Genomic DNA, 21,314 nt, shown 5'->3' with positions numbered 1-21,314 from the left:
TGCGTTTTTCCGCAAACTTACTTTCCCTATACATCAACACGCCAGCCTGCTTATTAAAATACATGCTACACCGACACTTGTCTTCCATTCCATTGCTGTACTGGAGCGAGACAAGTGTCTCTTCTTATTCATTAGAGAGTGACTCTATGTATGCCTGAGCCTCGGTAGATGGTTCTGCTTGGATATAAAAATAATCTTCCGTTCGTTCGTCATCTGAGCCATACGAAATTTTAATGTACATATTCTGATAGTCAGTAAGAGCGCTCCGACTGATATCTACCTTGGGCTTCAATATATAACTCCGACCTAAGCTTAATCCGAGCGGTTCCTTATTCGGTTCTAAGTTGGTCTCATAATCATTCGATGTATTGGTGTTCAGCAGATCCGGTGCGTCGATCACCTTCATCATAGCGGGTGCAAGCGTAAAGGATTGAATGACGTTGGCAAGTGGGATCTGCGCATCATTCATAAGAACATCATAGGTGATCCGATCTCCATCTGCCTCATGACTCACATTAACGGTCGCCGTCAGCGTGTATTTCTCAGGCACAGTCTGCTTAAAGGAATCTCGATTGTTCTTGATGCGCTCTTCGAGATCTCTCCTTTCACTATTTAGTGTATAGGAATCGGTGCGTTTCACCTGACCCATCGCCGAATCAGAGGTACATGCAGTTAAGCACAGTACGAGCATGATCATGCATAATGCTGTCCATATTTGTCTACTCAATACTCTTCCTCCCCGCATCTTCATTGGTGTCCATTTATACTTAATCCGTTTATAATTCTGGTTTATACTACCAAATTAAGGATATCATAATTAGACGAGGACGGGTTACTTTTTACGCGTATGACTATGCGTATGACCCTTAACTACATCTGATCCTTTCCTGATCGCCCATCACCTTCTTCTCTTCTCTTTCCTCTCAAGGCTCGCACTTAACCAGCACAAAAAGGGCTCCACGCCAGCCATCCAGGCTAACGGGCAACCCCTTCTACACTTGAGCTATTATCCTTGCTGCAAGGCTATTACAGTACTAACAATTAGGATGACGTTGAGGTGTGTTCGTCGTCTGGCAGAGCCCATACCGCTACACTTCCACCATTCACACGGAACGTTGCCCAGCCATCTTCCTCAATCGTTACACTTTCCTCGCGGCTATGTGTAAGATCCGTCCAGACCTCACCAGCCCGATGTTCACCGATGTACATCCGTTTCTCACCATCGTCTCCATTGGAGATTACCACAGCACAGCCGGAGCCTTCGAATTCCTCCACGCCACGCCGTACCCATCCAATCGTATTCGCATGGTCGAAGTAGTCTTCCTGCTCGCCGTACGCCTTATGACAGCGTGCATAGAGCAGAATGTCCAAGATCTCCTTTTTCCCCTCTACAGGTTCGGGGCCACCAATGCCGTAATAATCTCCATAAAAGACGACCGGGTACCCATCACGACGCAGCAGCGTCAGTGCATATGCACTTGGTTTGAACCAATCCCCAACCCAGGATTCAAGTGCCTCATGCGGCTGGGAATCATGGTTATCAACAAAGGTTACAGCATGCGTAGGATGTGTGTGTACTAGTGTATCTTCGAAAATTTTGGAGAGATCGAAATCTCTACCCGCCAGAGAAGCCTCATGCAATTTATAGTGAAGGGACACATCGAATAGATCGATCTGATAATCTACTGTATCCAAAAATTCACGACAAGCATCCAGATTAGAGTTCCAGAACTCGCCTACAATGTAGAAATCCTGACCCCGTTTACGGATCATCTCGGCAGCGAATTCTTTGATGAACTCATGATTGATGTGTTTGATCGCATCCAAGCGGAATCCACCACATTGCAACGTATCAATCAGCCATTTGCCCCACTCAATCATTTCCTCTTTGACTTCAGGATGATTGTAGTCAATGTTGGCGAACATGAGGTAATCGTAGTTGCCAAACTCATCGTCGACATTTTCATTCCAATTCTTACCCTCTTCGGCAATACGGAATACACCTGTGCGCTCTTGTCTTGCATCAAAGTCCGTTCCATTGAAATGCTTATAGTTCCATTTAAAGGAGGAGTACTGATCTCCCCGACCCGGAAAATCAAACTTGGTCCAGCCCTCGATCTCAAAAGGCTTAGATATCTCCTTCAACCGGTCATTCGGATCGACCTCAACGACTGGGAATGCTTCCGTCTCGTCCGCACCTGCTTTATGATTCATCACTAAATCAACGTAGACGGCAATCCCACTCTTCTGGCACTCGGCAATCGCCTCAACCAGTTCTTGCTTGGTGCCATACTTCGTGCGTACACTTCCCTTTTGATCAAATTCGCCCAGATCGTATAGATCGTAAACACCGTATCCGGTATCCTCGGCCGACACTGCTTTGGTTACAGGGGGTACCCACACCGAGTCAATTCCTATGGCCTTTAGCTCAGGAGCCATCTCGGCCAATCGCTTCCAGTGGTTTCCGTCTGCGCTAAGATGCCATTCAAAAAACTGCATCATCGTATGGTTTCTTTTCATTACAAACAGACCTCCTTTAGTGCTTACGAAGCGGACCTCGGAGTGTATACGTATCCCGTAGTTCGTTCGGTTGCTAACCAAGTAATAACCCGCTAGACCCCCTATTCAATCATGCGAGCCAAAAAAATGTGTACACCAGCCATGGTATGGCAAAGCACATATGAAGGTCACTGTTGCCTTCTATTCCGTTTCATTTCAGCTTACCTGGCCTTGTTTGGATGAATAAGCGTGTAGTCTCTCCACTCCTCCGGCAACAGCGAATGATACGGTTCCTGAGTGAACCGGTCGTCGATCAATACCAATATGCCGTGATCCTGCTCCGTACGTATGAGCCTGCCGCCTGCTTGCAGCACTTTGTTCATACCTGGGAAAATATAAGCATAGTTGAACCCTCTTCGCCCTGTGCGATCAAAATAATCCTTCAGCACATTGTTCTCCAGACCAATCTGCGGCAACCCTGCACCGACCACCACCACGCCGTTCAGTCGATCACCAGGTAAATCCACACCTTCGGCAAATACGCCACCAAGAACAGCAAAGCCCAGTCGAGTTCGCTCAGGATTCGGCTGGAACGCGTTCAAGAACTGATCTCGCTCCGCTTCACTCATGCCTTGTTCCTGCATGACAGCATCCACCTGGCTCCCTGCAAACACTCGCATATACGTCTCATGCACTTCACGCATGTACGGATAGGAAGGGAAAAAGACCAATAAATTATGACGCGGGCGTTCAGTAACAAGTTGATCAAGTAGCTGTGCAATGGCAAGACGAGAAGCTTCTCGATCCTTATAACGGACAGACAATGGCATGAGGCGCACGTCCAACTGTTCGCGAGAGAACGGGGAAGGCACCTGTAACGTATAATCCTCTTCCCCTGCTCCCAGCATATCCCGGTAATAGCTCATCGGAGATAGCGTTGCTGAGAAATGGACGACACTGCGGAAACCTTTCGCCGTCTGACGAAGCAGGGCGGAAGGATCCAGACAGAACAGCTTAATTCGCACTTCACTTCGCTCACATTCCGCATAAGTCATGAACCGTTCATCATACAACTTGGCGATGCGCAGGAAATTCTGAGCGGTGAAATAGCCACCCAGCAGCAATTCATCTATCTCAGCATGCCCCGATCCTCCCTCCAGAAGACACTGCTCGGCAGCCATCACAAACGGTTCAAGCAAATCAATAAGCTCTTCCGGCATTTCTTGGTTATACAATTTATCCTCATCTCCGCCATTCTTGCGGATGGTTAGAAGGTATGTATCCACACCACCGGCACGATCAGAGATGGCTTTAGCCGCAGGCACACTGCTGGCTAATTCTTTGAATTCTCTTTTTAGTTCAAGAAAAACAGACTTCACCAGCTCAGCCGAGAACATATTCCGGCCACGATCCACCAGATTGTGCGCCTCATCCACCAGAACGACGGTTCTGCGCTTCTGTTCCTCCAGCATGCGTTTCAGCGAGATCCGTGGATCAAAAATATAATTGTAATCACAGATGACTGCATCAGCAGCATAGGCTGCGTCGAGTGAGAATTCAAACGGACAGACACGATGCTTGCGAGCATACTGCTCAATGACAGGGCGCGTCATTAATGTCTCATGTTCCAGCATGTCCAGTACTGCTCCATTGATACGATCATAGTACCCTTCACACATGCTGCACTGCCCTGCATCACAGGACTCCTCTTCTTTGAAGCAAATTTTGTCCTTGGCGGTTAGGCTAATCGCATGAATGTTTAATCCCTGAGCCTGCATCCGTGCGAAGGCTTCTTCAGCGGTAGCCCTTGTTGTCGTTCTTGCCGTCAGGTAGAACAGCCTTTCCGCCTCGCCCTCTCCAATTGCTTTGACCGCAGGAAAAAGCACCGACATCGTTTTGCCAATGCCCGTTGGTGCCTTCGCCATCAACCCCTTGCCCTCACGGATCGTCTGGTACACGGCTCCTGCTAACTTTCGTTGTCCTTCCCGGTATTTCTGAAAAGGGAACCCCAGCGCGCGTACACTAACATCACGCTTCTCTTCATACGCAGCAATCATCTCAGCATAAGGAGCGTATCCAGCGATAACCTCTGCGGCGAATTGCTCAAGCTCATGCCGCTCCATCATGCGCCTTAATCGCCGCTCTTCGCTGTTCACCGTGTGCACATATGTTAATTGCACCTGCATTCTTGGCTCATCATTCACCCTTGCATACATATAGGCATACATGATCGCCTGTGCCCAATGCACCGGAAGACCTTCACCCAGCTCTTCCAGAGAACCCGCGGTGGACTTGATCTCATCCACCGTTAGCTGCCCTTCAAGGCGGATGATGCCATCACAGCGCCCTTCAACAATATAAGTCAGGTCACCATGTTGAAGTTCTGCCTCTAGCACCACTTCCTTCTGGTCTTCCTCAGTGTACCCCTTCTGAACTCGCTGGTGGATTCTTGTTCCTTCCTGCATGGATGCATTGGTGCGGAACCCTGGCCGGATACTGCCACTACGATACACATATTCCACCAAAGGACGCACCGATATTCGAATAGTAGTTGTCATGCGATCACCCGTTCTCATAGTATTCTCTATACTTTATCATAAATAGACACGTCCCCGTCTATCTCATCATTGGACTCGTCCTATTTCGATGTGCTATGTTGTGGAAGATATGACTAGGGCGTGTTGATACAAGCCCTATAATAAGGAGGCCGTTACAATGTACATTTATTTGGTTCCTTCCCCTATCCCAGATGTTCTCGCTGCATATCCACACCTCACGCTGCGCAGTGAAGACGAGGTTCGACTCGCGCTGGAGTCATCCGAACGACTGGTGAACATCGAATCCGATGATCACGTTGCAGCCTATGAGGCGTTTGATGCCGCAGGAAGCTGGACAGGCGGTGGATTTGCTGTACTGAATAATATTCCTGTGACTGAAGACGGACGCAGCGACTTCGAGGAACGATTCAAAAACCGTGCGCGCAAAGTGGAAGAAGAGCCCGGTTTTGTCGGTATTCGTGTACTTCGTCCACTCAAGGATGACACATATGTTGTGCTTACGCTCTGGCAATCCGAAGCGCATTTCAAAGGCTGGCAGGAGTCTCAAGCCTATAGCCACGCCCATCGTAACCGGAGTACGAGCGAAGGGCTCACTGCTCAGAAGCCTAACATGTTTCCGCGACCTTCCTTTGTGACCACATATTCCATAACGTAACTAGTACATGATATACATTACGCATGTTATCCAGATGACCTCATCCTATTCGGATGGGGTTTTTCGGGTTATGTAGAACTAGACCCTTTTTTTGACACAGTAACCCTCAAGATAGGATAATACTGGGTAAACGAAACTTCGGAAGGGAAGGCGGTATGTTTGTCACGCAGTTCACTCACCCGGTTTCTAAAGGGACCGTTTATATGGTTTACCCTGATTATGATCCTCAAAAGCTCACTTGCCTGGATCGTCATCTTCGATGATATCCCGCTGTGGAAACCCTTACTCACGGAACTACCCATGATCTGGGCTTGCTTCTGTCTGATTGAATGGTTTGCAGCCAAGCGGCGAATGTGGTTATACCTCGGGCTTAATCTACTGCTGTCAGGCATCTTCTTCGCCGCGATTATGTATTACAAATATTACGGTGTCATCGTCAACTATCATGCCCTGGCACAGGTGAACCAAGTTACGTCTGTTAAGAGCAGCATGTTCTCTCTGCTTGATCCATATTATCTCTTTATTTTCACAGATATCGTTATTATTGGTGGCTTGTTAATCCGTCGTCGTATGAAATTCGGTAAACCGGAGCACCCCGCTGAGAAGCTGGTGGAGCGAAAGACGAGAAGGCGGATCGCGTCCGTTGTTCTAGTCATGTCACTCGTCATAGGCATGCTTAACATTTATCCTAACCGAGCGAGTATGAGTGAGATTACCCAAGCAGAACAGATGGGCATTCTCGGCTACGAAGCCTTTACCATTCTGGCAGATCGTCCAGATCAGCCTGTACCCATCAACCAGATTACTCAAGATCGAATTGAGGAACTGAAGCAGACCACCGACTTGCCGGCGATCAATCTATCAGGAGCAGCCAAAGGTCGTAATGTAATCATGCTGCAGTTGGAATCGTTTCAGAATTTCCTGATTGGACTTCAAGTGGATGGACAAGAGGTCACACCTCATCTCAACCAATTGGTAAGGGATAGCATGTATTTTCCGAATTTCTATCAACAGGTTGGACAAGGGAATACGTCGGATGCAGAATTCGTGGTGAACACGTCGTTCTATATCCCGCCTAATGGTGCAGCAGCTACCGTGTATGCAGACAAAGCACTCCCTAGCCTACCCAAACTCATGTCTGCCAATGGGTATCAAACGGCTACTTTTCACACCAACGACGTCCGTTTCTGGAATCGAGATCAGCTCTATCAGGCTCTAGGCTTCGACAACTATTATGATATCAATTACTTCGGTACGAATGATACCATCGCCTTCTCTGCATCAGATGATGTGTTATATGACAAGACGCTGGATCAACTAGAGACTATGCAGTCCGCTGGCTCACCCTATTACGCTCATATTATTTCAATGTCGGCGCACCATCCGTATCATTTGCCAGACAGCAAGATTAGTTTAGAATTGCCTGATCGATATCAAGATACGTTGCCTGGCGATTATCTGATCTCCCAGCATTATGCGGACCAAGCGGTTGGGGCATTTATTAGCGGGCTCAAGGAACGTGGACTGTGGGATAACAGTCTGCTCGTGGTATATGGAGATCACCTGGGACTTCCCATCTATTCCTTAGATCCAGAGGACGAAGTGTTAATGGAAGAAATCTACGGACGAGCCTATACTTCTGTGGACATGATTAATATTCCGCTCATCGTTAACGCACCTGGCATCACCCCTGCTATGCAGTTGGAACAGCTTGGGGGACAAGTGGATATTTTGCCAACGATTGCGGGACTTACTGGCGTATCTCTGCAAGATCAGCTTCATTTTGGACAAGATCTGCTCCGAGAAGGGGGAAATCTGCTGCCAGAGCGATATTACCTACCTTCCGGTTCTGTCCTGAATGATACTTCCTTATTCGTTCCTGCTACGGGGTATGGGGATGGGACGCACTATTCCCTTGCAAATGCAGGTAGACAGGAAGCACCTCATTGGAATATTCTGAGCGAGACAAAGTCTCATCATCGAAGGGATGAAGCTTCGACCACGCTAAGTGGCTCATCCAGCTCCAACCCTAGTGAGTTATCCTCTGCATCTTCTGCCGGATATGTAACCAAGGATCAATATGACCGCGCACTACAGCTTATGCACTTATCCAATAGTTATCTGATTCAGTTACCTGAGCATCATGCAGCGCAATAGCTAAATAGTTTTGATACAGAGCTTATGTATAAGTGACCCTCCCTCCGTTCATGGGGGACGGGTTGCTTTTTTATTTTATAGAGCAAAGTCAGAGCGCTTCTTCGTATTTTGTTATCTATTATTCAGACGTGTTACAGATTACAGCGGGGAATGAATGATGTTCATTTGAAAAAGCAAAAAAATAACCCAAACCCTAAAAAGTCAGGGCTCGGGTTATTCGACTTATTACAAAGGCAACAATGGAACGGTTGTACGTGCAGACAGTTTGTCCACCATTTCCAGCCATTCCTTCGGTTTGTTCGGCAATACCGCATAGTAACGATTCAAGAAATCAGCCACTAAGCTCGCTGGCAGTTCACCCTGGTTCTCATCACTTGGCATGAAGCATAGATCGAGTCCGCCTACAGCTTCGCCATCGCCTTGCCAAGAAGGATGAACGTAAGGGAAGTCTAAGCGTTGGTAACCGAGGTGTGACAGCACTTCACGGCGGACATACGGATTCATCGGTTTAATGCCACCAAACTCATGATCCTGATCTAGATAAGGATTGTAAATCTCAGCGAACATACCGAATAGCTCCTTGCCATTCGCCGCTGCCAGACTCTTCAGATCACGCTCACGATGGCGAGCAAGGAAACTACCAATGCCCAACCCTTCACGACCGATAATCGTAAAATCAGTCATGGCCACGTTCCAATCCTCGTAGTAGCGGTATTCTGTAGCGCCCACCACATTCCCTTCATGGACAGCAACGAACACCCGAATGCCCGGATCTTCCAGCGGCTCTTCCCAGAGCGGGAAGTCCAATACTTCCTCTGCCGGGAAAATCTCTTGCATCAGCTTATGCATCTGGGCGAACAATGGGTCTTTAATCGATGTTATACGTGTAAATTCCATATGATAATATGCCTCCTTAATATAGATGCCCTCAGGCATCCTTTGTAATCAAAAGCGGACTTTTAATCAACCTCTGTAAATGGGTTGCTCCATTCCATTAATGCAGCGTAATCACAGGACTCTTCATCGTCCAGATAGTTAGCAGTGACACCTACCGGCATCCGTCCACAACGGAGCAGGAATGATATTACGGGATCATGCAGTTCTCCTGCAACGACTTGCTCCAGATATTGCTCCGCAGACATCTGCTCTGCCACGAGATGGTATCCCGGCATTCTGCCAGCACCAAGCAGTCGATCCATTCCTTGATGAATAACCAATTGATACATCGCCTGCATCATTAACTGAGCAAGTCCCCATTTGCGATACTTGGGACGCACGCACAGATCCACGATATACAACGTATTACCATCGGGCTGATGATTGCGGATATAACCATCATCTGTTACTTCATTCCACGAATGATTGTCCGATTGAGCCGGGTCCCATTGCATACGAAGTGACGTCATGGATCCTGCAAGTTCCCCATCCACTTCAATACAGATGGCTCCGTCCGCATAATGCGCAACATGACTCGCCAGTTGTTCGTGGTTCCAGAGCAGCTCCTCCGGGTAGGGTGGAGGGAAGCTCTCTGCCTGAATACGGATCAATTCATCAAAGTCCGCTTCCGCATAAGTACGAATGACCGCTCTCACTGGCTTGCGCTGGCGATCCGGGCCGGTGATTCGTATTTCTTTGTTATACATCCTGACCGACTCCTCCTCTCAGGCAGTTCAATCTATTCCCAATCGGTATATAGATCTGTACGGCGGTCACGCCACGTGGTTACCGAGCCGCGCTCACGCACCTCATACAGCAAGTCAAGATCCAGATCAGCGGTTACGATCATATCGTTATTGATCTCACCTTCAGCTAGAATGCCGCGTGGTGGGAAAGGTACATCGTTCGGTGTAATGATTGCAGCTTGTCCATAGTTGGCACGCATGAAGTCTACCGTCGGCAGATTACCCACCGTTCCAGTCAGCACCACATAGACTTGATTCTCTACCGCACGAGCATGACTTGTATAGCGCACACGGTAGAATCCATGACGGTCGTCCGTGCAGGAAGGACAGAAAATCACATCGGCACCCTTCGCCTTAGCCATACGCACGATCTCTGGGAATTCGATATCGTAACAGGTTAGCATCGCAATGCGGCCTTTATCTGTGTCAAACACTTCTAGTCCATCCCCAGCAGCCATATTCCACTCTTCCACTTCTGTTGGCGTAATATGAATCTTCGCCTGGCGGGCGATACGACCATCTGGATAGAACATGTGAGCCGTGTTATACAGCTTGCCTTCACGACGAATAACGTGTGTTCCGCCGATCAAATGCATGCCATATTTGGCAGCGAGCGACGTGAACAATTGCTCATATTGTTCGGTAAAGCTTGGTAGATCCTCAATCGTTAATGCATTTCCTTGTTCGTCCCCAATGGACATTAATTGGGTAGTGAAAAATTCGGGGAACAGCACAAATTCGGTTCCGAATTCGTCAGCTGTCCGTATGTAATGCTCTGCCTGTGCAGCGAACTGCTCAAACGAGCTAATGGTCTGTAATTGATACTGTACAGCGGATACCCGCAGTTTCATGACGCCACCTCCAAAATTAGTCGAATCCATTTCATAACGTATCAACATGAGTACGATGTGCCTAGCCATAGACAGGTTGAACCATTTTGATCTATATCTAGCCTTAATTGACGTTGCTGAAAGGTATTATGAATTGGATTCTATTCTGCTCTCATTGTAACAACGAAATGCCCTAATTTCTATTTTCATTTGTACAAGCGCCCTACTTATTCAGCATAGACTTCGTGAACCCGATCCACTCCCTCGTGGCAAAAGAAAGATACCGATCCTTCCTCCAGATCATGCCAAGCTGCCATGGGATCACAGGCTCCGTCACGGGAATGATTCGAACACGCATATGATCGACCTCTCGGCAAATGGTCTCCGGTAGTAATGCTACGCCCAGGTTGGCTGCCACCATCGCACTGAGTAGATCCCACTGGGAGCTTTCATAGACAACCCGTGGCTGAAACCCCGCATCCTGACAAGCCGCAATAATGCGATCATGTAACGCAAAATCCTCTCGGAACAACACAAATGCGTCCTGCTCCAGTTCACGAAGCGCAACCGATGGTTTGCCCGCAAGTGGGTGTGTAGGATGAACCAACAGATTCAGCTTCTCTTTTACAAACACAAAATGATCCAAAACCTCATCCATCGTAGGCAATACAGCCACCCCAATATCAAGCGCACCACTAATGACGTCAGCCTCAACCTTTTTCGCCCCGTCTTCAAACAATTGAATACTCACTTGCGGATATGCTTTGTGGAATTCACCAATAATCATCGGGAAAAAGCTAGAACCAACCATCGGCGGTAGACCAATCCGCAAATGTCCTTTCTTCAGGTTCATCAGATCGTCCAATTCGGACGATAGACTGCGGAACGACTTTTCAATCTCCACAGCCTGACGAAAAAAAACATGTCCTGCATCTGTCAGTTGAACCTTTTTGCCATAACGATCCAGCAGGGTGACACCTAATTCGTCTTCTAAACTTTTGACCGTCTTACTAATCGTCGGTTGTGTTATGAACAAGACTTCAGCGGCTTTGGTGAAGCTCTGTTGTCGAGCAACTTCTAGAAAGTATTGCAAATGGCGGATATCCATTGTCTGATTCCAGCCTCTCATAGATAAATGGAATAGAAAACATTCTTAATATGCATTTTACTCATGAAAGGATGCAATGTAAAATTTGTGATATCAAGTCATGTTTCATTCATTTTCATAAAAAAAACGAATGCACCCACGTTGATCATATAAGGAGGGATTCATGTGAAGAAATGGGGTCTCGGTATTCTCCAAGTTGCCATCTTGATGGCCTTCTCACTGCTCATGAACCAGCTTGCTGGTGCTCTCCATCTGCCTATACCCGGCTCAATCCTTGGTATGGTTGTCCTCTTCCTGCTGCTTCAGACCGGAGTTGTGAAACTGCGCTGGATCGAGGTCGGAGCCGCCTGGTTGCTGGGTGAGCTACTATTGTTCTTCATACCTTCCGCCGTCGGGATTATGAATTACATGCCTATGTTAGAGCATGATGGATTGCAAATTTTATTTATCGTACTACTTAGCACATTTCTAGTTATGGTCTGCACAGGCCTCGTTGCCACTCAAATTGCCAAACGAAAGGAGCGTCACACCGGATGATTGGATTTCTCTGCTTGCTGTTAACCGTCGGAATTTACTGGATTGCCAAACGTATGTATCGCAGCCTGCCCAAAGTCTATCTGTCTCCGCTACTGATTACACCGCTTCTCGTCGTGGGTGTACTACTTGCAACAGGCACAGATTACGCTGCCTACAGCAGTGGCGGTAAGTGGCTTAGCCTATTATTACAACCTGCAACAGTTGCCTTTGCTGTTCCGCTTTATACCTTTTTCCATATTCTCAAAAAACATATTTCCGAAATTGTCTTCAGTGTCATGACAGGCTCTGTCGTTGCCGTTCTCTCTTCTGCTCTGCTCGCCAAATGGATGCGTCTTGATCCCGGGCTGGTGCACAGCCTTATCCCAAGATCCATCACCACACCGATTGCCATGAATGTCTCGGCTACGATTGGTGGAATTCCGGCAGTGACCGCCGTATTCGTGATCATCACAGGGCTACTTGGCGCGATTATGGGGCCTTCGATCGTTAAAATGCTTCGCATTGATGGAGAGATTGCTCGCGGAACACTGCTTGGAACCGGTGCCCATGGGACGGGAACTTCTAAGGCATTTGAGCTTAGTTCGTTGACTGGAACCATATCAAGTATCTCCATGGTGCTTGCCGCATTGTTCACTTTAGCCGTTGCTCCCATACTTTCCAGTCTTATTTTCCCATAATAGATGGAATTATCCCTATTTTTTGAAATATTATTGTTGTATTAAAGCCCTTTCTTCCTTACAATAAGGACAGGTTTTAATTGCTAATATTGCGGGGGAGATGCGATGAAAAGAACCGGAATGAAGAGATCTCTGGACCGCCTTGGACGAATTGTCCTTCCCAAAGAAATGCGGGATACGATGGAAATCCATATCGGCGATCCTCTCGAGTTTTTCATTGAAGGGAAAGAGTTGATTTTGAGAAAGTACAAATCAACATTGTGTATTTTTTGCGGTGACGTGGATACGGAAATGTATTTCAAAGAGCAATTCATCTGCCGGACTTGTGCAATTCAATTAAAACACCCAGATGACACTCCCGACTGGTTCGTACCTCAGAACAAACAGGCTCCTGCACCCGTGGAGCGTCCTGCTGGCAAACCTGCTACTAGCTCATCTTCGGAATGGGAAGAAGGCCAAGCAGCTACAGGAACCGAATACCCGGATCTTCGTCCGAAAACGGCACGTATGCTGCAACAAATGAAGGAAATTGTTGAACAGAATCCAGGTTTGGCCCAACAGCAAATTGCCGAGAAGTTAGGCATAAGCCAAGGACGCGTCTCTCAGCTCAAAAAACTGCTATAAATATAATGCATATATTATTAATATTGTTTGGAGACCTTCTGATTCTGGAAGCCCGCTGCAAGAGAACCCGTTGATTACTGTGGGTTCTTTTTTTTGTGCATATTGGTTTACGAACTTACTGTATACTTTGTCACGCACAAAAAAGAGGATCACCGTTGTAAGAACAGTGATCCTCTTAGCTTATTGCATATACTTAGCATTCTCATCAACCGAAGGTTAAGCCTGTACCGCTTCAATATCCGTATCTTCCATCTGACGCAGACTCACAATCAGAACAACAATATTAGCCACCAGCAGCACCGCTGGGAAAGGAATAGCTCCATATTGTCCATAGATCAAGTGACTTCCTACAGCTCCGATTAGGATAAACGTCAGTGCACCTGAAGCCAGAACCCGGCTACGTGGAATTAATAAACCAACCGCACTCAGAAGTTCAACACCACCGATCAGATACATGGTCCATTTTGGATAAGAGAAGCTATCAAAGGTCTGTACCATCATATCCGCACCCACAACCTTGTTATACCCTGTCATTACAAATACACCTGCAAGCACAACCAATAAAATGTAACCTAAAATTCTCATATGTATGTTCCTCCATTTTTTATATGTCATGTTGAATGTTGTACTAATCGTACTTCAATCTAAAGGTTTCTTCGTCTTCATCCTATGTAAAGGCTACCGAGGTAACTCTATCTTTCGCTTCAGCTAAAGGTGATACATTCCAGCATAATTTATATGTATACATACAATACAGACTAAAAATCATTAACTTACTTTTATGAAGTGAGTATATAATAATAAGATTATTTAATCAAGTAATTTTTTGATATATAGTGTATAATACGTACAAAAGGTATGTTACAGTATTATTAGTAGTAACTTGCGTTGACTTGATTGTCCTTTATTTTTGTTAGAGTGGCAGAGAGCCAATTCTTTATATACATGAACTATGTCATCAATCTTTCTTGAATCGAGGTGAACACGTTGAAATTGAGAAAAGTGAAGTCGCCAAGTCCCTGTCTGATCACACAAGCCATGGATATTATCGGTAAGAAGTGGGTGCTGTTGATCATGTATCAACTCTTATCCGGACCCAAACGGTTTACCGAGCTTGAAGCGGAGATGGCTATTAGCGGACGACTATTGTCCGAGCGTCTGAAAGAGATGGAGACGGAAGGCATTGTCACACGGCATATGTATCCTGAAATCCCTCCTCGGGTTGAATACGAGCTGACACCTAAAGGCAGAGCCATTGAGCCCGTAATCAACCAGATTTATGGATGGTCGTCTGAATGGTTGAAACGATAACATCATCCAGTTGGTTAAGCCAGCATCTCCGTTAAAGCAATTATCGTTATTGAGTTTGCTTAGTGATTGGCTGAATGAATATGTGCAACACAAAGACGCCTGACTGCGGCTAGATCCTCGGATCACTTCCGCTGTCAGGCGTCTTTCTTTACCTTTATATTCAACAATGTAAGTTTATTGATACCTAGAAAATATGAACTACACTTAATGAGCCTTAATGAGAAAGCTCTTTCGAGGGCTGCAATTTCACAGGCAATCCAGATTCAGCTGACGCTAAAGCTGCGGTCGTAATCTCTTGGGTGCGACATGCATCTGCATAATCGGAGAGAATGCGTGAACGATCGCCTGTGCGAAGAGCATGGATGAATGCTTCATTTTCCCGTTCATATGGATTATGCCCTGCTGGAATTTCCTGACCTGCCATGGCATGACGAGCCGCACTCGGAAGCAGAAGACGTTCCGGTGTCCAATCCCACACACCTGCTTCTGTATAAAATTGCAGACCTGCACCACCCTCACCATCAGGTAGTAAGCAAGTATTCGCAATGCTGGCAATCGCACCACTCTGCAACTTGATGGATACATTAGCTACATCCGATACCGTAACATGGTCGTGCTTCTCATGCATGATACGCTGAGCGGCAACAGCATACACCTCAGTCACTTCACCCGCACAATACCTTAATAAATCCACAATATGTGTAGTCTGTTCTACAAATTGACCTCCAGAACCCTCTTGTCTACGCCACCAAGCTACGCCAGGCATACCGCCCATCCAGCGTCCAAGCGCCATACCGACCGTCTGCTCTTGTATCGCTTCCCGTAGTACCTGAGCTGCCTCCTGGTATCTGAAGTGATAGCCTACAGAAGTTAGTAACCCCGTATTTTGTACCTGTGACAAGATTTGTTTCGGGATATCCATGCCTGTGCTGAGTGGTTTCTCCACTAGGAATGGGATGTTACGACGTATCAGTTCAGCTTCTATTGAACCATGAGACATGGGAGGCACACAGATGTAAACCGCATCTAGCTTTTCCCCATCCAACATATGCTCTAGCTCACCATAACCAGCAGCATCATATACGGAAGCCATTGCCTCCGCTTTCTCTTGTGTTGTGCCAAGAACCGCAGCGACACGTACACCTTCCATTCTTGCCAGAATATCTGCATGAACTTTACTGAACCAGCCTGTTCCAATGATTCCGATCTGCAATGTCATGGATGTAACCCCTTTCTAAATTACGCGCTTACATGTTCCATTCGACCCCCAGTGTCGAAATCCTGCCTTACTTTTTTCCAGATGCCTCCAGCAGCAAGCGATCCAGTTCCTGCCTATATGTTTCCGTCTGTTCATCTGTCCACAATAAACGTTCGCTCATATAACAAATAACAGTGTTCTTCCACTCTCGGACCTCGTTAATACGGAAAAATAAATCTCCCGTTCTCCTAACGAAGAAATCGGCAGGAGTCACAGTCATCTCTTCTTCTATCGCGTACTTGAGCATTAACAACAGCTCCGGTGGTAACCCATGCCACTCTGCTTTTGTCCGTGGAGCCGGCATCCGATCATAGAGAGCGTCCACATTCGAGCCATAGGTACGTGCCAGCCGTTCAGCCGCACGACGCTCTAAACCAAGTGCAACGCCATCCTTAATCTTACGTTCTGCATAGGACTCGAATCCAGCAGACCCGTCCACATGGCCTCCGGAGATCGGCATCTTTTTGGTCAAGCACGCCTTAACCGATTGACCTGTTTCCTTCTCCAACTGCCGGGCAGCCAAATCTACGACCATTTCAGCCATTTTACGATATCCCGTTAATTTGCCTCCAGCAATCGTAATCAGGCCTGAAGCTGATACCCAGACCTCGTCCTTACGAGAAATCTCAGATGGCCCCTTACCCTCCTCATGAATAAGCGGGCGCACCCCTGCCCAGCCAGACTCTACATCCTCCGCACGAATATTCATCTGAGGGAACATGCCGTTGATCGCTTGGATCACGTAATCTCGATCAGATTCAGAAATCAATGGATGTGCCGGATCATCCGTATAAACAGTGTCTGTTGTACCTACATAGGTTTTGCCATCTCGTGGAACCGCGAATACCATTCGTCCGTCAGGTGTATCAAAATAAACCGCCTGCCTTAACGGAAATCGTGAACTGTCGAACACTAAGTGAATGCCTTTGGTCATCTGCAATGTCTTGCCTTCACGCGAACCATCCGCCTTACGCAGCTCATCCACCCATGGACCAGAAGCATTGATGACCTTGCTTGCCCGAAACTGATAAGAATGACCATGAATTTGATCCGTCGCTTGGATGCCGATGATCTGACCGTTTTCTTTCATGAATCCGTCTGCCTTTACATAGTTCACAGCCTGTGCCCCATAACGTACCGCTTCCTTCATTACCTCGATGGTCAGCCTTGCATCGTCCGTGCGATATTCAACGTAAAGTCCGCTGCCTAGCAGTCCCTCTTTACGCAATAAAGGCTCTATGTCTGCTGTTGCCCCGGCATTTAACATCTTGCGCCGTTCGCTATACTTCACCCCAGCTAATCGGTCATACACCATCAATCCAAGGGAGGTGCTGAACCGACCGAAAGTGCCTGCCGTATAGATCGGCAACAACATCGGTTCCGGTGTGGTCACATGGGGTCCATTTTCATAAACGACGGCTCGCTCACGACCTACCGCAGCGACCATCTTCACTTCAAACTGCTTCAAATACCGTAGACCACCATGCACCAGCTTGGTGGAGCGACTGGAGGTTCCCGCTGCAAAATCCTGCATTTCCACAACGGCTGTCTTCAATCCACGAGAGGCTGCATCTAGTGCAATACCTGCCCCCGTGATGCCACCTCCAATGACCAAGATGTCAAAATGTGCATTCGCCATATCTTGCAAATATTCCGTACGATTTATCGCTGAGAAAGAAGCTGTCATCCGTTACACTCCCATTCATTCCCTATATTTAGCCGCAAAAGAACAAAAAAAAGACCACGTCATTCGCTACAGCAATTGCTGAGCGGTACGTGGTCTCTCCCGATCTCCAGACATCATTTTTTAACTTGTAACCCAATCCTATCACACATTTTGAATGGCGTGAAGTCCTGAAATGACACATTATTCAAAAAAATTTTAAATTTTTCATAATGACAAGGATGTATTTTCAAACTGATCCACTAAGACTTATCTTTTCCTAATAGTGGGTATATGGTTTTCGTTACACAGGAAGATATACCCTGTAATTTATGCATCATTTTCCACTAGTAAATAGAAGTTATTCCATATGTTTAATGACAAAGTGCAAATGTATTTTTTCCCTACTGCCACTTATTTAAAAGCCATTGCTGCCGCTACTGCACGCTGCCAACCTGCATATAGCTCGTTTCGTTGCTCAGGTGCCATCACCGGTTGGAATTCTCGCTCCGTGTTCTCATGGTCCTTCAATTCCTCCGTGCTATTCCAATAACCGACAGCAAGCCCTGCCAGATAGGCTGCACCTAATGCAGTCGTTTCATTCACGGTAGGGCGTTCGACAGGAATACCCAGAATATCACTTTGGAACTGCATTAAGAAATCATTGGCTGCCGCTCCGCCATCTACTCGCAGTTCATTTACTACAATTCCTGAATCGGTCTCCATTGCAGCAAGCACGTCTCTGGTCTGGTAGGCCAGTGCTTCAAGCGTAGCCCGGATAAAATGCTCTTTCGTCGTCCCACGTGTCAGACCAAATACGGCACCCTTCACTTCACTATCCCAGTAAGGACTACCTAGTCCAACAAAGGCAGGCACCATGTACACACCATCCGTCGATGGAACACGCGCAGCATAATCTTCACTATCTCGAGATGAACGCAGCATTCTAAGGCCATCTCGCAACCATTGCACCGCTGAGCCTGCAACAAATATACTGCCTTCTAAGGCATACTCTACCTTACCATTAATCCCCCAGGCGATCGTTGTAATAAGCCCATGGTCGGATTGCACAGGCTCCTCACCTGTATTCATCAACATGAAGCAGCCTGTGCCATAAGTGTTTTTCATACTGCCCTTGGTATAGCAACCCTGCCCGAATAACGCTGCCTGTTGGTCACCTGCTGCACCTGCAATCGGAATCTTATGACCGAAGAAATGATATTCTGTCGTGTATGCATACACTTCGGAAGATCCGCGTACTTCCGGCAACATAACCTTCGGGATATCTAGAATATCCAATATTTCTTCATCCCATTGTAATTCATAAATATTGTACATGAGTGTACGTGAAGCGTTGGATACATCGGTGATGTGTGTGCCCCCGCTTAGCTTCCAGATCAGCCAGCTATCAATCGTGCCAAACAGCAATTCTCCCCCTTCTGCACGCTCTCGTGCACCAGGCACATGATCCAGAATCCACTTCACTTTAGTTCCCGAGAAATATGGATTAATGAGTAGACCTGTTTTGCGTTGGAAGAGATCGCCTAGCCCCTTCGTTTTTAGCTCATCACAGATCTCAGCTGTCTGTATGGACTGCCACACAACTGCGTTATAGATCGGACGTCCCGTTTCTTTGTCCCATACAACGACCGTTTCGCGTTGATTCGTGATTCCAATTCCAGCAATCTGGGCTGGTTTGATTCCACTCTCTGCAAGGCATGATGCCATAACGGCTAGAATGGAACTCCAGATTTCATTCGCATTTTGCTCAACCCATCCGGGCTTAGGAAAATATTGCGGAAACTCCTGTTGAGCACTATGCACAATTTCTCCGTTCCGGTTAAATAAAATGGCTCGGGAACTTGTTGTCCCCTGATCCAGCGCCATGATATATTTTTCCATCGAAACAACCTCCTATTTAATGACTATGTAAGCGATTCCCCAAAATGACGGATCAAGTCCGTATTGGACGTCGTAACAGCTGTTGCTCCGGCTTGTAGTGCAAGCTCCACCTCGTGAGCCGAACGAATTAACCCACCTGCAATGATCGGTATGCCTGTTCGATTAGATACCTCCGTAATAATATGCGGAATAATGCCGGGCAGCACCTCTATAAAATCAGGTTGGGTCTTCGTCAGTAAGTGATAGCTCTTCTGCAGCGCATTGGTATCGAGCAAGAATATTCGCTGAATGGCCGTAATTCCTTTTTGCTTCGCTTTCTGTATAACACTAGCTCGTGTTGAGATCAGCCCTGCTGGGCGAATGTGCTGGCATAGATACTCCGCAGCGTATTCATCATTTTTGAGTCCCTGGATCAGATCAGCATGCAGCAGTATTTGCTTATCTCGCCGCCGTGCTTCATCCAGCAAGCTCTGAAGCTGCGCAATATGGGTATCTAACATTACCCCATATCGATATGGTCCTTCAATTATCGCTTCAAATTGCTTCATACTCTTGGCAGCTGGCAAAATACGCTGTCCCTGAAAAGGCATGCGGCTCCCCCTACGTAAATCAGATGCCTATATTGTATATTCCATGCTCTGTTAACGGCAAGCTATGCATGTTGTTCAGAACCAAAAAAGCTGCCGTCCCCTTCGCAAAGAAGGGACGACAGCAGCAGTTATCCTTAACTCACTTCACTCTAACGATAAGCATTCCATCATTGGAACCCTTGTCGATCATTCCAAAAACGGTATCAGCCTAAACGTAAACGTTAAGCTTGTGCGTGCGGAAGCAGCGTATCTGCATCAGCCAAGTGACCAGAACGGCTCACTTTGGTTTGCAAATACTTTTCGTTAAAGGCTGAACGATCGCCCCACAGCGGAACACGTCCACCCACGTTCAATCCTGCCTCTTGTAGTGCAGCAAGCTTACGAGGATTGTTCGTGATCAAGGTAACCGGTGTTGAACGAAGCGCACGCAATACAGCAATGGCATCATCATAATTACGTGAATCGTCAGTGAATCCAAGTTGCAAATTCGCATCGACCGTATCCAAGCCTTCTTCTTGTAACAGATAAGCCATAGCTTTGCTGAACAGACCTATACCGCGACCTTCATGGTTGGCAAGGTAGAATAATGCACCCGCACCGTGAGCAGCGATCATCTTCATGGATTGCTCCAATTGGAAGCCGCAGTCACAACGTTTGCTGCCAAAAATGTCGCCTGTATGACAGATGCTATGCATCCGAATCAAGGCTTCTTGTGCTTCAGCGAAATCACCGTATACCAATACGCTGGATTGTTGACGCTCTGCAAGCTCTGCCGAGGCGAGTGATTCAATCAGTTCGCCACTTTCCATTGCTTGATCAGACTTCAACCAGCTATACCACTGGAATGTGTGTGTCTCTCCATCCAAGTTGACCGGAAGCTTAATCGGTCCTACGAGGTATATGAAGTCTTTTCCACTCGGAAAAGTCTGAATTTTAGGGGCAAGTAGCTTTATAATATGTGAATTAATCATGGTCGTTCCTCCTGTTAAGCCATCTTATCGTATTTAGTCATTCGTAACAGATCCCAAAATGGATCACTCGAAAATTATACAGTACGTATCTATATTTTTGTTATCATCATTAGTTACTTTATGTAAGTTAGTTTAGAATAAAAATTATCATGTGTCAAGTAACTTTTAAATTTAAAGTAACTGATAAAAATTAGTGCAATGAACTTTCCGAACAACTTCTTATATCGTCACAAATTATTGTTTCATTCGAGGAATATTGGGTATGAGTTTAGAAACTACTCATACACTTATG

General features: G+C 46.7%; 19 protein-coding genes. 6 read left to right on the top strand and 13 right to left on the bottom strand.

Annotated features, from left to right (window positions below; genetic code table 11):
• Nucleotides 1-124: 124 nt before the first annotated feature.
• The 3 genes from MH215_RS15365 to MH215_RS15355 form a co-directional block, all read right to left on the bottom strand.
• Nucleotides 125-727 carry a hypothetical protein gene (locus MH215_RS15365; RefSeq protein WP_239291257.1) on the bottom strand — a complete coding sequence of 201 codons (603 nt, stop codon included), beginning with the start codon at nucleotides 725-727 and terminating at the stop codon, nucleotides 125-127.
• A 314-nt stretch (nucleotides 728-1,041) separates the two neighbouring features.
• On the bottom strand, nucleotides 1,042-2,520 hold the full coding sequence (locus MH215_RS15360) for an alpha-amylase (RefSeq protein WP_239291256.1): 1,479 nt from the start codon (nucleotides 2,518-2,520) through the stop codon (nucleotides 1,042-1,044).
• Nucleotides 2,521-2,720: 200 nt separating this feature from the next.
• On the bottom strand, nucleotides 2,721-5,057 hold the full coding sequence (locus tag MH215_RS15355) for an ATP-dependent DNA helicase (RefSeq protein ID WP_239291255.1): 2,337 nt from the start codon (nucleotides 5,055-5,057) through the stop codon (nucleotides 2,721-2,723).
• 157 nt (nucleotides 5,058-5,214) lie between these two features.
• Here MH215_RS15355 and MH215_RS15350 point away from each other — a divergent pair, with 157 nt between their 5' ends.
• Nucleotides 5,215-5,712 (top strand): antibiotic biosynthesis monooxygenase family protein, encoded by a 498-nt coding sequence (locus tag MH215_RS15350; RefSeq protein ID WP_239291254.1) that lies wholly within the window; start codon nucleotides 5,215-5,217, stop codon nucleotides 5,710-5,712.
• 159 nt (nucleotides 5,713-5,871) lie between these two features.
• Nucleotides 5,872-7,869 carry an LTA synthase family protein gene (locus tag MH215_RS15345; protein ID WP_239291253.1) on the top strand — a complete coding sequence of 666 codons (1,998 nt, stop codon included), beginning with the start codon at nucleotides 5,872-5,874 and terminating at the stop codon, nucleotides 7,867-7,869.
• Between the two features lie 225 nt (nucleotides 7,870-8,094).
• On the opposite strand, the gene MH215_RS15340 is transcribed toward MH215_RS15345, so the two are convergent.
• The 4 genes from MH215_RS15340 to cidR form a co-directional block, all read right to left on the bottom strand.
• Entirely contained in the window at nucleotides 8,095-8,766 is a 672-nt protein-coding gene (locus tag MH215_RS15340; protein WP_128103947.1) for a GNAT family protein, read from the bottom strand.
• 62 nt (nucleotides 8,767-8,828) lie between these two features.
• Entirely contained in the window at nucleotides 8,829-9,512 is a 684-nt protein-coding gene (locus tag MH215_RS15335) for a GNAT family N-acetyltransferase (protein WP_239291252.1), read from the bottom strand.
• 32 nt (nucleotides 9,513-9,544) lie between these two features.
• Nucleotides 9,545-10,402 carry a carbon-nitrogen hydrolase family protein gene (locus MH215_RS15330; RefSeq protein ID WP_145407126.1) on the bottom strand — a complete coding sequence of 286 codons (858 nt, stop codon included), beginning with the start codon at nucleotides 10,400-10,402 and terminating at the stop codon, nucleotides 9,545-9,547.
• 202 nt (nucleotides 10,403-10,604) lie between these two features.
• A complete protein-coding gene (gene cidR / locus MH215_RS15325) occupies nucleotides 10,605-11,489 on the bottom strand; it encodes a cidABC operon transcriptional activator CidR (RefSeq protein WP_145407188.1) in 885 nt (294 codons plus the stop codon).
• Nucleotides 11,490-11,654: 165 nt separating this feature from the next.
• On the opposite strand from cidR, the gene MH215_RS15320 reads away from it, so the two are divergent.
• The 3 genes from MH215_RS15320 to MH215_RS15310 all read left to right on the top strand — a co-directional run bounded on the left by MH215_RS15320 (nucleotide 11,655) and on the right by MH215_RS15310 (nucleotide 13,327).
• Complete coding sequence (locus MH215_RS15320; protein WP_239291251.1) at nucleotides 11,655-12,026, top strand: CidA/LrgA family protein; 372 nt, start codon at nucleotides 11,655-11,657, stop codon at nucleotides 12,024-12,026.
• Complete coding sequence (locus MH215_RS15315; protein WP_239291250.1) at nucleotides 12,023-12,703, top strand: CidB/LrgB family autolysis modulator; 681 nt, start codon at nucleotides 12,023-12,025, stop codon at nucleotides 12,701-12,703. Before MH215_RS15320 ends, MH215_RS15315 begins: the two co-directional genes overlap by 4 nt.
• 105 nt (nucleotides 12,704-12,808) lie before the next feature.
• Nucleotides 12,809-13,327 carry an AbrB/MazE/SpoVT family DNA-binding domain-containing protein gene (locus tag MH215_RS15310; RefSeq protein WP_056701848.1) on the top strand — a complete coding sequence of 173 codons (519 nt, stop codon included), beginning with the start codon at nucleotides 12,809-12,811 and terminating at the stop codon, nucleotides 13,325-13,327.
• Between the two features lie 216 nt (nucleotides 13,328-13,543).
• On the opposite strand, the gene MH215_RS15305 is transcribed toward MH215_RS15310, so the two are convergent.
• Complete coding sequence (locus MH215_RS15305; RefSeq protein WP_056701845.1) at nucleotides 13,544-13,912, bottom strand: DoxX family protein; 369 nt, start codon at nucleotides 13,910-13,912, stop codon at nucleotides 13,544-13,546.
• A gap of 453 nt (nucleotides 13,913-14,365) precedes the next feature.
• Between MH215_RS15305 and MH215_RS15300 the strand changes: the two genes are divergently transcribed.
• Nucleotides 14,366-14,638, top strand: coding sequence for a winged helix-turn-helix transcriptional regulator (locus MH215_RS15300; protein WP_056702208.1), 273 nt, complete (start codon nucleotides 14,366-14,368; stop codon nucleotides 14,636-14,638).
• A 214-nt stretch (nucleotides 14,639-14,852) separates the two neighbouring features.
• On the opposite strand, the gene MH215_RS15295 is transcribed toward MH215_RS15300, so the two are convergent.
• The 5 genes from MH215_RS15295 to MH215_RS15275 form a co-directional block, all read right to left on the bottom strand.
• Nucleotides 14,853-15,857, bottom strand: a complete 1,005-nt coding sequence (locus tag MH215_RS15295; RefSeq protein WP_239291249.1) for a Gfo/Idh/MocA family protein — start codon at nucleotides 15,855-15,857, stop codon at nucleotides 14,853-14,855.
• Nucleotides 15,858-15,924: 67 nt separating this feature from the next.
• Nucleotides 15,925-17,583 carry a glycerol-3-phosphate dehydrogenase/oxidase gene (locus MH215_RS15290; protein ID WP_275446158.1) on the bottom strand — a complete coding sequence of 553 codons (1,659 nt, stop codon included), beginning with the start codon at nucleotides 17,581-17,583 and terminating at the stop codon, nucleotides 15,925-15,927.
• Between the two features lie 390 nt (nucleotides 17,584-17,973).
• Nucleotides 17,974-19,461 (bottom strand): glycerol kinase GlpK, encoded by a 1,488-nt coding sequence (gene glpK / locus MH215_RS15285; protein WP_239291248.1) that lies wholly within the window; start codon nucleotides 19,459-19,461, stop codon nucleotides 17,974-17,976.
• Between the two features lie 23 nt (nucleotides 19,462-19,484).
• Nucleotides 19,485-20,051: a glycerol-3-phosphate responsive antiterminator gene (locus MH215_RS15280; protein ID WP_239291247.1), complete on the bottom strand. Its 567-nt coding sequence runs from the start codon at nucleotides 20,049-20,051 to the stop codon at nucleotides 19,485-19,487.
• Between the two features lie 221 nt (nucleotides 20,052-20,272).
• Nucleotides 20,273-21,022, bottom strand: a complete 750-nt coding sequence (locus MH215_RS15275; RefSeq protein ID WP_239291246.1) for a GTP cyclohydrolase II — start codon at nucleotides 21,020-21,022, stop codon at nucleotides 20,273-20,275.
• Nucleotides 21,023-21,314 lie beyond the last annotated feature (292 nt).

Origin of the sequence: Paenibacillus sp. ACRSA, assembly GCF_022346845.1 — a bacterium.
Classification (GTDB): Bacteria; Bacillota; Bacilli; order Paenibacillales; family Paenibacillaceae; genus Paenibacillus.
The sequence above is the reverse complement of the archived record's forward strand: the minus strand, read 5'-3'. Positions and strand labels throughout refer to the sequence as shown.

What these genes read in the sequence shown, in the direction of transcription:
- MH215_RS15360 (WP_239291256.1), bottom strand. Translation starts at nt 2,520, where the DNA reads ATGAAAAGAAACCATACGATGATGCAGTTTTTTGAATGGCATCTTAGC.
- MH215_RS15355 (WP_239291255.1), bottom strand. Translation starts at nt 5,057, where the DNA reads ATGACAACTACTATTCGAATATCGGTGCGTCCTTTGGTGGAATATGTG.
- MH215_RS15350 (WP_239291254.1), top strand. Translation starts at nt 5,215, where the DNA reads ATGTACATTTATTTGGTTCCTTCCCCTATCCCAGATGTTCTCGCTGCA.
- MH215_RS15340 (WP_128103947.1), bottom strand. Translation starts at nt 8,766, where the DNA reads ATGGAATTTACACGTATAACATCGATTAAAGACCCATTGTTCGCCCAG.
- MH215_RS15335 (WP_239291252.1), bottom strand. Translation starts at nt 9,512, where the DNA reads ATGTATAACAAAGAAATACGAATCACCGGCCCGGATCGCCAGCGCAAG.
- MH215_RS15330 (WP_145407126.1), bottom strand. Translation starts at nt 10,402, where the DNA reads ATGAAACTGCGGGTATCCGCTGTACAGTATCAATTACAGACCATTAGC.
- cidR (WP_145407188.1), bottom strand. Translation starts at nt 11,489, where the DNA reads ATGGATATCCGCCATTTGCAATACTTTCTAGAAGTTGCTCGACAACAG.
- MH215_RS15315 (WP_239291250.1), top strand. Translation starts at nt 12,023, where the DNA reads ATGATTGGATTTCTCTGCTTGCTGTTAACCGTCGGAATTTACTGGATT.
- MH215_RS15310 (WP_056701848.1), top strand. Translation starts at nt 12,809, where the DNA reads ATGAAAAGAACCGGAATGAAGAGATCTCTGGACCGCCTTGGACGAATT.
- MH215_RS15305 (WP_056701845.1), bottom strand. Translation starts at nt 13,912, where the DNA reads ATGAGAATTTTAGGTTACATTTTATTGGTTGTGCTTGCAGGTGTATTT.
- MH215_RS15300 (WP_056702208.1), top strand. Translation starts at nt 14,366, where the DNA reads ATGGATATTATCGGTAAGAAGTGGGTGCTGTTGATCATGTATCAACTC.
- MH215_RS15295 (WP_239291249.1), bottom strand. Translation starts at nt 15,857, where the DNA reads ATGACATTGCAGATCGGAATCATTGGAACAGGCTGGTTCAGTAAAGTT.
- MH215_RS15290 (WP_275446158.1), bottom strand. Translation starts at nt 17,583, where the DNA reads ATGACAGCTTCTTTCTCAGCGATAAATCGTACGGAATATTTGCAAGAT.
- glpK (WP_239291248.1), bottom strand. Translation starts at nt 19,461, where the DNA reads ATGGAAAAATATATCATGGCGCTGGATCAGGGGACAACAAGTTCCCGA.
- MH215_RS15280 (WP_239291247.1), bottom strand. Translation starts at nt 20,051, where the DNA reads ATGCCTTTTCAGGGACAGCGTATTTTGCCAGCTGCCAAGAGTATGAAG.
- MH215_RS15275 (WP_239291246.1), bottom strand. Translation starts at nt 21,022, where the DNA reads ATGATTAATTCACATATTATAAAGCTACTTGCCCCTAAAATTCAGACT.